The organism is Actinomycetota bacterium, assembly GCA_035759705.1.
In the GTDB taxonomy this organism is placed as follows: Bacteria; Actinomycetota; CADDZG01; order JAHWKV01; family JAHWKV01; genus JAJCYE01.
The window spans coordinates 1-7,633 of record DASTUJ010000069.1; the positions used below are offsets into that span (position 1 = coordinate 1).

7 protein-coding genes are annotated in these 7,633 nt (G+C 67.8%); 6 read left to right on the forward strand and 1 reads right to left on the reverse strand.

Annotated features, from left to right (window positions below; genetic code table 11):
* From VFV09_04625 to VFV09_04645, 5 genes are all read left to right on the forward strand, one after another.
* Positions 1 to 242, forward strand: a 242-nt coding sequence (locus tag VFV09_04625; GenBank protein HEU4866997.1) for an aldehyde dehydrogenase family protein, incomplete at its 5' end; no start/stop codon positions are given.
* Between the two features lie 66 nt (positions 243 to 308).
* Positions 309 to 1,139 carry a methyltransferase domain-containing protein gene (locus tag VFV09_04630; protein HEU4866998.1) on the forward strand — a complete coding sequence of 277 codons (831 nt, stop codon included), beginning with the start codon at positions 309 to 311 and terminating at the stop codon, positions 1,137 to 1,139.
* A 53-nt stretch (positions 1,140 to 1,192) separates the two neighbouring features.
* Positions 1,193 to 2,113 (forward strand): EamA family transporter, encoded by a 921-nt coding sequence (locus VFV09_04635; protein ID HEU4866999.1) that lies wholly within the window; start codon positions 1,193 to 1,195, stop codon positions 2,111 to 2,113.
* Between the two features lie 73 nt (positions 2,114 to 2,186).
* Positions 2,187 to 4,457, forward strand: a complete 2,271-nt coding sequence (locus tag VFV09_04640; protein HEU4867000.1) for an SEC-C domain-containing protein — start codon at positions 2,187 to 2,189, stop codon at positions 4,455 to 4,457.
* A gap of 114 nt (positions 4,458 to 4,571) precedes the next feature.
* Positions 4,572 to 6,314, forward strand: a complete 1,743-nt coding sequence (locus VFV09_04645; protein HEU4867001.1) for a hypothetical protein — start codon at positions 4,572 to 4,574, stop codon at positions 6,312 to 6,314.
* Positions 6,315 to 6,492: 178 nt separating this feature from the next.
* Here the strand turns inward: VFV09_04645 and VFV09_04650 are convergent, their stop codons facing one another.
* Positions 6,493 to 7,164 (reverse strand): TetR/AcrR family transcriptional regulator, encoded by a 672-nt coding sequence (locus tag VFV09_04650; GenBank protein HEU4867002.1) that lies wholly within the window; start codon positions 7,162 to 7,164, stop codon positions 6,493 to 6,495.
* Positions 7,165 to 7,203: 39 nt separating this feature from the next.
* On the opposite strand from VFV09_04650, the gene VFV09_04655 reads away from it, so the two are divergent.
* Positions 7,204 to 7,518 (forward strand): hypothetical protein, encoded by a 315-nt coding sequence (locus tag VFV09_04655; GenBank protein HEU4867003.1) that lies wholly within the window; start codon positions 7,204 to 7,206, stop codon positions 7,516 to 7,518.
* Positions 7,519 to 7,633: the final 115 nt, after the last annotated feature.

Below are 7,633 nucleotides of genomic sequence, written 5' to 3' on the forward strand. Positions count from 1 at the left end.
TGGCGCTGGCCAACAACAGCCAGTACGGGCTGCAGGCGGCGATCTTCACGTCGGACATATCGAAGGCGATGCGGGCGGCGAAGGCGCTCGACTACGGGGCGGTGGTGGTCAACGAGGTCCCGACCTGGCGGGCCGACCAGATGCCGTACGGCGGGGTGAAGGACTCGGGCAACACCAGGGAGGGCCCGGCGTACGTAGTCAGGGAGATGACCGAGCCCCGGCTGATCGTGCTACCCGGCTAGCCCGAAACGTTCGGGTAAACCGAACACGAAGGCGCCGCGGGCATCTTCAAAAGAAAGGAGAATCGCATGCCTGGCCAGGTGGAGGGACAAAAGGTCGCCGCGACGGTTTACAACCCCGGCCCGCAAACTTACGAGGCAAGTCTGGTGCCCCGCATATTCGGGCCCTGGGCCGAGCGGCTGGTGGACGCAGCCGGCCTGGTCGCCGGGGAGCGGGTGCTGGACGTGGCGTGCGGAACCGGGATTGTCGCCCGTACGGCGGCCGGCCGGGTGGGCCCCGGCGGCACTGTGGTCGGCGTGGACGTCAACCCGGCGATGCTGGAGCTGGCGCGAAAGCTCGGCGGCGGATCGATCGAGTTCTTGGAGAGCAACGCCCAGACCCTCCCCTTCGACGACTCGTCGTTCGATGTGGCCTTCTGCCAGCAGGGCCTGCAGTTCTTCGAAGACCGGCCGGCGGCGGTGGGGGAGATCTACCGGGTCACGACTCCCCGGGGAAGAGCGGTGTGCGCAGTCTGGCGGGGGCAGGATCATCACCCGGCCATGGCCATCGTGGACCGGGTGATGGCCCCATATCTGCCGCCGGAGACGCTGGAGGGATCGGATGCACCCTTCTGGTTGGGCGACATCAACGAGGTGCGAAGCCTGTTCCAGGGGGCCGGGTTCTCATCTGTCCACATCCGCACCCACATCAACGAGGTCAGATTCCCCTCTGCGAAGGAGATGTTAAACGGGTTGACCGGAGCGCATGCGCCTCTCGCCGGAGCGATCGCTGCGTTGGACGACCAGGTGCGGGAGGCGATGTACCGGGACGTTGCAGAAGCGTTCGCCGGCGACACCGACGACGACGGCGTGATGTTCCCGATGAGCGGCGCCCTGGTGGTGGCGAAGAAGCAGCCCTGACGGGCGCTGCATTCGGCCTTGGCGGCAGTCCCGGCGGGTGCTATTACACGGTGGTGAACACTGCCGAGTCCCGAAGGCCCGATCTCCTCACTCTGGGGGGCTTCGGCGCTGTGGTCCTGCTGGCCGGCAGCAACCTGGTGGTCGTCCGCTTTTCCAACCGGGTCCTGCCCCCGTTCTTCGGGGCGGGGATTCGGTTCCTGGCGGCGTCGGGCCTGTTGTTCGTGTGGGTCGTCTTCCGGAAGCTGCCGCTTCCCACCCGGCGGGAGCTTCCGGGGACACTGCTGTTCGGCCTGCTCGGGTTCGCCGGCTTCTTCGCCTTCGGGTACTGGGCTCTGGTCTACCTGCCGGCCGGTATCGCCGGCACGCTGGCCGCTTCGGTGCCCTTGCTGACGCTGTTCTTCGCCGCGGCGCAGGGCCTGGAGAGAATCACCCTCCGGGGCCTGGCCGGCGGCGCAATCGCTATGGCCGGCATCGCCGTCATGCTGGGCGCCCCCTCGGCGGCCGGGGTGGCGATCGGGCCGGCGCTGTCCATCCTGGCGGCGGCCGCCTGCGACGCCGAGGCCAATGTTGTCGTCAAAAAGCTCCCGCTCGGGCACCCGGTGTCGACAAACGCGGTCGGGATGGTTGCCGGATCGTTCATCCTGCTGGCCCTTTCGGCAATCGTCGGGGAGAGCTGGTCGCTGCCTGCCGACGCCTCCACGTGGTGGGCGCTGGCCTACCTGGTGACGTTCGGCTCGGTGGCACTGTTCGTCCTCTTCTTATGGACGATCGAGCGGTGGACCGCTTCGGGGATGTCGTTCATGTTCGTGCTGATGCCGGTCGTGGCCACCGTCCTGGGAATCTTCCTTTTGGATGAGCCGGTCACCGCATCGGCAGCAGCCGGCGGGTTGTTGGTCCTGTTGGGGGTCTTCGTCGGCGCGCTGAGCGGCGGCGCCGGAGCGGACCATCAAGCACCCCGGCGTGCCCGGGGCTAACGAATGGATACGGCCCCGGTCTAGGTCTATCGTTAATCGACAACCGAGGGGGCGCGGCCTGGATCCGGAAAAGGTGAAGTTCCTGTTCGGCAGTGTCCCGGCCGGGATCGATGTCGACGATCGGTCTGAGCGGGAGGCACTGCTGGCGCCTGCCGGTGAGGAGGACCCGACCGAGCGGGTGCTGGGGCAGGTGCGCGCCATCGTTGCCAACCAGATCGCCGACGACGATCCGCCGGAGACCTGGCTGACCGCCCAGCGACTCCTGGCCCTGGGGCAGAGCCGGGAGAAGGTGCTGCGCCAGATCGCGATGGTGATGTCCGCCCAGCTTGCAGCAGCCGCCGGCCCCGAAACGCGGCCCTATGACGCGGACGAGTACCTGAGGGCCCTCGCCGAGCTGCCGCTGCCGCAGGCGGAGGAGATTCGGAATGCTTTCGTCGCCCTGGCCCGCGCCCACCAGCCGGTCGACTCCGACGCGCTCGACCGCCTGGTGGCCGAGAAGTTCGATTGCCGGCCGGACGGCCCGATCATGGGGAGGCTTCTCGACGTGGTCTCCGATCAACTTGTGACGGACGGCACGCTGGAGTTTCTGGTCGACGACCGGGTGGTGCACCTGCCCGACCTGACGTCGAACATGGTCCTGACGCACCGCCTTATCGCCGAGGAGGTCGAGACCGGGTCGATTGATGGCGCCGTCGACCTGGCGCCGTTTGCCCGGCACTCCGAGTTGCGGCTGGAGGAGGGCGAGATCCTGGCATTCGGCCGGCGCTGGGGCCTGCCCGCGGGCGGGCTCACAGATCTGACCGAGGGCCGCGTGATTGCGGTGACGGTCTCCGAGGACGGCCTTGTGAAGATAAGCCCCCTCGACGCCCCTCCCGCCGGAGACCCGGCTCTGGTGGAGCGGTTCCGCCGGGCGTACGACCTGTTGGTGGAGGAGCCGGAGGTCCCCGCTCTGGCCGAAGAGATCGTCTACGAGCTGCTGGCCGATGATCGGACGCTGTTCGACCGCCCGCAGCCGCCGCTGGCCGACCTCTGCCGGGAGGCCGGACTGGAGGTTCGCGGCTCGATGGTTGCACACGAAGATCGGCTCTGGGAAAACCAGCGTGAGATCCAGCTCTGGTACCGGGCCTGGGACGAGTTCGAAGACGACAAAGAGAGCTCCGACGCCGCGCTGTTCGTTCTGGCGCTCGCGCGCCAGGCCGGCCCGGGGTGGGCCGACCTGAAGCGGGCTCTGAACAGCTTGGCCGACGAGCAGATCGCCGGATTCGTCGTCGATGAGCTCTTTTTCGGCGAAATGCTGGATGAGGACCAGGTGGCTTCGGTGCAGGAATTCGCCTCGGCTCTCATCAGGGCGGCCGGGGAGGGCATGCCCAAAGTCGTCGCCCACTGGTTTGCAGCGCTGATCGCCGAAAGGGCCGAAGAACCGCTGGTGGCCGACGCCCATCTGCAGGTTGCTCTGACCGCGAGAAGGGACTGGCCGCCGGTCCTCGAGAGGGCCGCCTGGTACGCCTCGGACCGGGGCGACGCCGCCGGCGCCCTCGGCCTGCTGCGCCGGATGCCGGACCCGCCCCATCACGCCCTGGCAACGTTGGGTGAGTTCGAAGGCTCCGCCCAGCCCGATATCGGGCGCAACGAGCCGTGCTGGTGCGGGTCGGGACGCAAGTTCAAAAACTGCCACCTCAGCCAGCCCCAGGGCTACCCGCTGCCCGAGCGGGTGGGGTGGTTGTACTTCAAGGCGGTCTGGTACCTGGAGCACCAGGGGCAGGATGCGCTGGACGAGGTGCTGTATCTTGCCGAGGTCCGAGCGGGCGATCGCGAGGACACTGCGAGCGTAACCAAGGCTTTGGAGGATCCGCTGTTGATGGACCTGGTTCTTACCGAGCGGGCCTGGTTCGAGGACTTCGTCGACGCCCGGGGCATCCTGCTTCCCGAGGACGAGCTGCTGCTCGCCCAAAGCTGGACCCTGGTCGACCGAACCGTCTACGAAGTGGAGAAGGTCCGGCCCCGAATCGGGTTGACGGTTCGGGACCTGGCCACCGGTGAGAAGCTCGACGTGCGGGAGAGGACATTCAGCGCCAAGGCGCAGAAGGGGTGGATGATCTGCGCCCGGGCGGTTCCCGACGGCGAGACCAACCAGTTCGTCGGCGGCATCTTTTCGGTGCAGCCGGGCACCGAGGAGCAGGTGCTGGACATGTGCATGGACGGCGATGGCGAAGCGCTGGCCGCCTGGGTGGGCGCCCTGGAACGCCCGCCCCGTGTGATCACCCCGGAGGGGGAGGTGAGCACCTCAGTCACCGGGCACGCTCACGTTCTGGGTGAACCGGCTAATCCGGGAACCAAAGAGTAGCAAGCGCAGACGGCCGCGGCGCCGAGGTTCAAAAACATGCCAGATTTTCGTTAGGTTCGACCCTCGCACGGCCTCCCACCGGTGACCGATTGTCATCGAGAAGGGAGACCCACCATGCCAACCCAGTCTTCGTATCGCCTCCGAGCACGGCTGACCCTGGCGGTAGCCGTCTCCGTAGTTGCCGGCCTGATCGCCCAACCGGCCGCTGCAGCCGACACATCCAGGGCCACGCGTACGCAGGTATCGACCAAAACGACGACGCAGGAAACCCCCCGGATCGACGGTTACCGCGCCCGGATGCCTCGCGGCAGCACCGGGGAGCCCAAGCTCTTCGACAACGGGCGCCCGACGAACCTGTCCTTCGCCGCCCAGGCGCCGTCCGGCAACGTGGCCGGACCGACGTCGGTTGCCGGCTCGACCGGGACCCAGACGTCCTCGGGCGGGTTGAGCCCGGCGGACGACCTGGCCTGGAGCCTGGAATGCGACTCCGATGAGTCGACCGCCAAGCCGTACTGCCAGGAGCCGACCGGCTACTACTGGGTACACGGTGACATAGAGCACCGGCGCCTGGAGTGGGTCGTCGACCCCGCCAACAGCGCCAACCCCCAGGCGCCGCAGTACGAGTACACCGACGGCGACGAGAACATGGGGCTGGTCCCGGCTCGTGAGGTCCTGGTGCGGGTGGCCGACGGCTGCGGCCTGCACGCCGACGGCTACACCGACGAGGCGGGGCACTACTCGATCATGTTCCCCAGCTGGTGCGGGGAGAAGGACGCCACGGTCACCCTCTACTCGATCAGCGCCCCCGGCGCCGGCAAGCAGGTGGCCCTGGGTCTGCACACCGGCAGCCCGGTCCCCACGCTGCTGGGCCACCTGGACGACGACCCCGCCGACTACACCGTGATCTCCGGGGAGATCGGCATTTTCAACCCCGAGGCCGACGCCAGGTGCCCGGGGGCCGAGTTCTGCATCGGCGGCCACCAGATCGACCGCACCTTCGAGTCCTACGAAGAGGGCCGCCTGTTCGAGCAGGGCAAGTTCTCCCGGGACGGGGAGGTCGCCCGTGCGCTCACCATCATGGAGACCACCATGACGGGGCTGGACTACTACCGGCAGCTCGTCGCCGACGACCGCCTCCCGCAGATCAACCTGGTCCTCACCGACCAGTCGCTGGAGGGGACCGACAACACGGCGATGTACTCCAAGAACCGGTCGAACATGATCTACATCGCCCCCTGGCTCGAGTGGTCGCCGTTTGCGGTGCTGCACGAGACCGGCCACTACTTCGACGGCGGCGTCCTGGTGCAGGGCGGCCTGGACAACTACGGCCGGTGGGGTGAGCCGATGGCGAACCTGCGGGCCGGGATGATTCTGGGCACCTCGTGGAAGATCCCGTCGAACAACGGCTGGGCCGAGAACATGGACGTCCAGGGCAACTGGAACGCCGGCGAAGGCGAAGTCCAGCTGCCCGACCTGCCGGCCAGTGACCACGTTGGCGGCCCGGGCCAGGGCTGGACCTGGCGCATCCTCTGGGACCTGCACGACGGGGTCGGGCCGGAGCCCATGGACTTCGGCTACGGGGACTTCGACCAGTGGGACGGCGGCGGCGCCTCGGCCGACCCTCTCTCCCACGCCATCAACGGAGTGGTTATGGAGTACCTGCCCCAGTGGGACGGCACGGTGCACCCGGACTACGTGGACCGGGGCCAGCCGGGCCCGGACCTGGTGGACATGCTGGACGGCCTGGCCTGCCTCTACGGCATGGACCACCTGCAGCTGGGGACCCTGCTGAACGACGTCATGGGCTACCCCTACGACTTCGCCCACTGCTCGGAGACGGACGACCTGTCGCCCTGACGCAACCTTCTGCGCTTGCCGGCTTCCGGGCCGACTCATCCGAGTCGCCCCGGAGCCGGGGAGCCGATGGCTCGTTCCGATAGTGGGTCCCGATGACCTCTGATTGGCTTAGGCAACCACCCCGGGTGCCGTCCCCGAGGCTTACGGCAGCGTTCCGGCCGACCCCGGGAGGCGGCAGTCAGGGGTCTCCGGGGCCGCCCGTAGTTAGCAGCGCCCCGATCATCGAGTCCGCCAGGTACCCCCGGTACTCCTCGCCGGTCCAGCCGCGCTCGAGTACCAGAAGCTCGTAGACCTCGGTGGAGTTGATCGTCCACAGCAGGTCGCGAGCCTTCTCCGCCGTCAGCCCGGGCCGCAACAGCCCTTCGGCGTCCAGCGCCCGGGCGAGCGACTCCAGGCCAGCAAGCTGGTCGTCCCGCCAGCCCCTCAGCAGCACGGCAATCTCGGCCTCCGAGGCCGCCGCGGACCGCGCCAGCAGGTAGACCGGAGCCGCCCGGGGCATCGACTCGGACATGTGCTCGGCGAAGATCTCCAGCCTGACCCGGGGGTCGGGCTCAGCCCGCATGCGGTCGGCGAAGTTGCGCTCGATCATCGGGGCCGGCTCGTCGTCGCCGGCAACCGAAAAGTCGAACACCGCCTTCAACAGCCCGGGCTTGTTGCGGAACGCCTTGTAGATCGTCTCGACCGACACCTCGACCTCTGCCGCAACCGCGGCCAGGGTGGTGGCGGCATAGCCGGATTCCAGAAAGCGCCGCCGGGCGACCGCAAGAATGCGCCGCCGCTGCGCGGACGCCTGCTCCTGCCGCCGGGTGGAGTTGTAACGCCGGCGCTCCGGCTCTTGACTTTGCGACATTTCCAATACATACTCCTGTATTGAATACTGGTGGTTGTAATGACTATAGCGAGGAGGCAGGCGATGTATGCGTTTTCCTACGAAGCTCCCGGCAACGAAGCAATCTACAACCGGGTCAAGGCGATGTTGGGGGCCGAGCCCGAGGGGCTCGTGCTTCACATGGTCGACAAGACGCCGGGCGGCCTGAGGCACCTGGGCGTGTGGCAGTCGAAAGGCGCCTGGGAGAACTACCGCGACAAAACGGTGCGCCCGGTGCTCAACAAGCTGCTGGCCGAGATGGGCATTCCGGAGCCGCCGTTGCCGGCCGAGGAGACGCTGGAGCTTGTCGACATCTACAGCCGCCAGACGAGCTGAGGTTTTACGCGGAGTGATCGCCACTGCCGCCATCGCCGTATCGTCCGGCGGCCGGCCGTGGCGGTCGTTCCGGCCCTGTCGTGCTTGGAGCGGACCATCGTGCTCAATTCACCCT

Excerpts from the sequence above, each read along its gene's own strand:
- VFV09_04645 (HEU4867001.1), top strand. The coding sequence starts at position 4,572 with ATGCCAACCCAGTCTTCGTATCGCCTCCGAGCACGGCTGACCCTGGCG.
- VFV09_04630 (HEU4866998.1), top strand. The coding sequence starts at position 309 with ATGCCTGGCCAGGTGGAGGGACAAAAGGTCGCCGCGACGGTTTACAAC.
- VFV09_04655 (HEU4867003.1), top strand. The coding sequence starts at position 7,204 with ATGACTATAGCGAGGAGGCAGGCGATGTATGCGTTTTCCTACGAAGCT.
- VFV09_04650 (HEU4867002.1), bottom strand. The coding sequence starts at position 7,164 with ATGTCGCAAAGTCAAGAGCCGGAGCGCCGGCGTTACAACTCCACCCGG.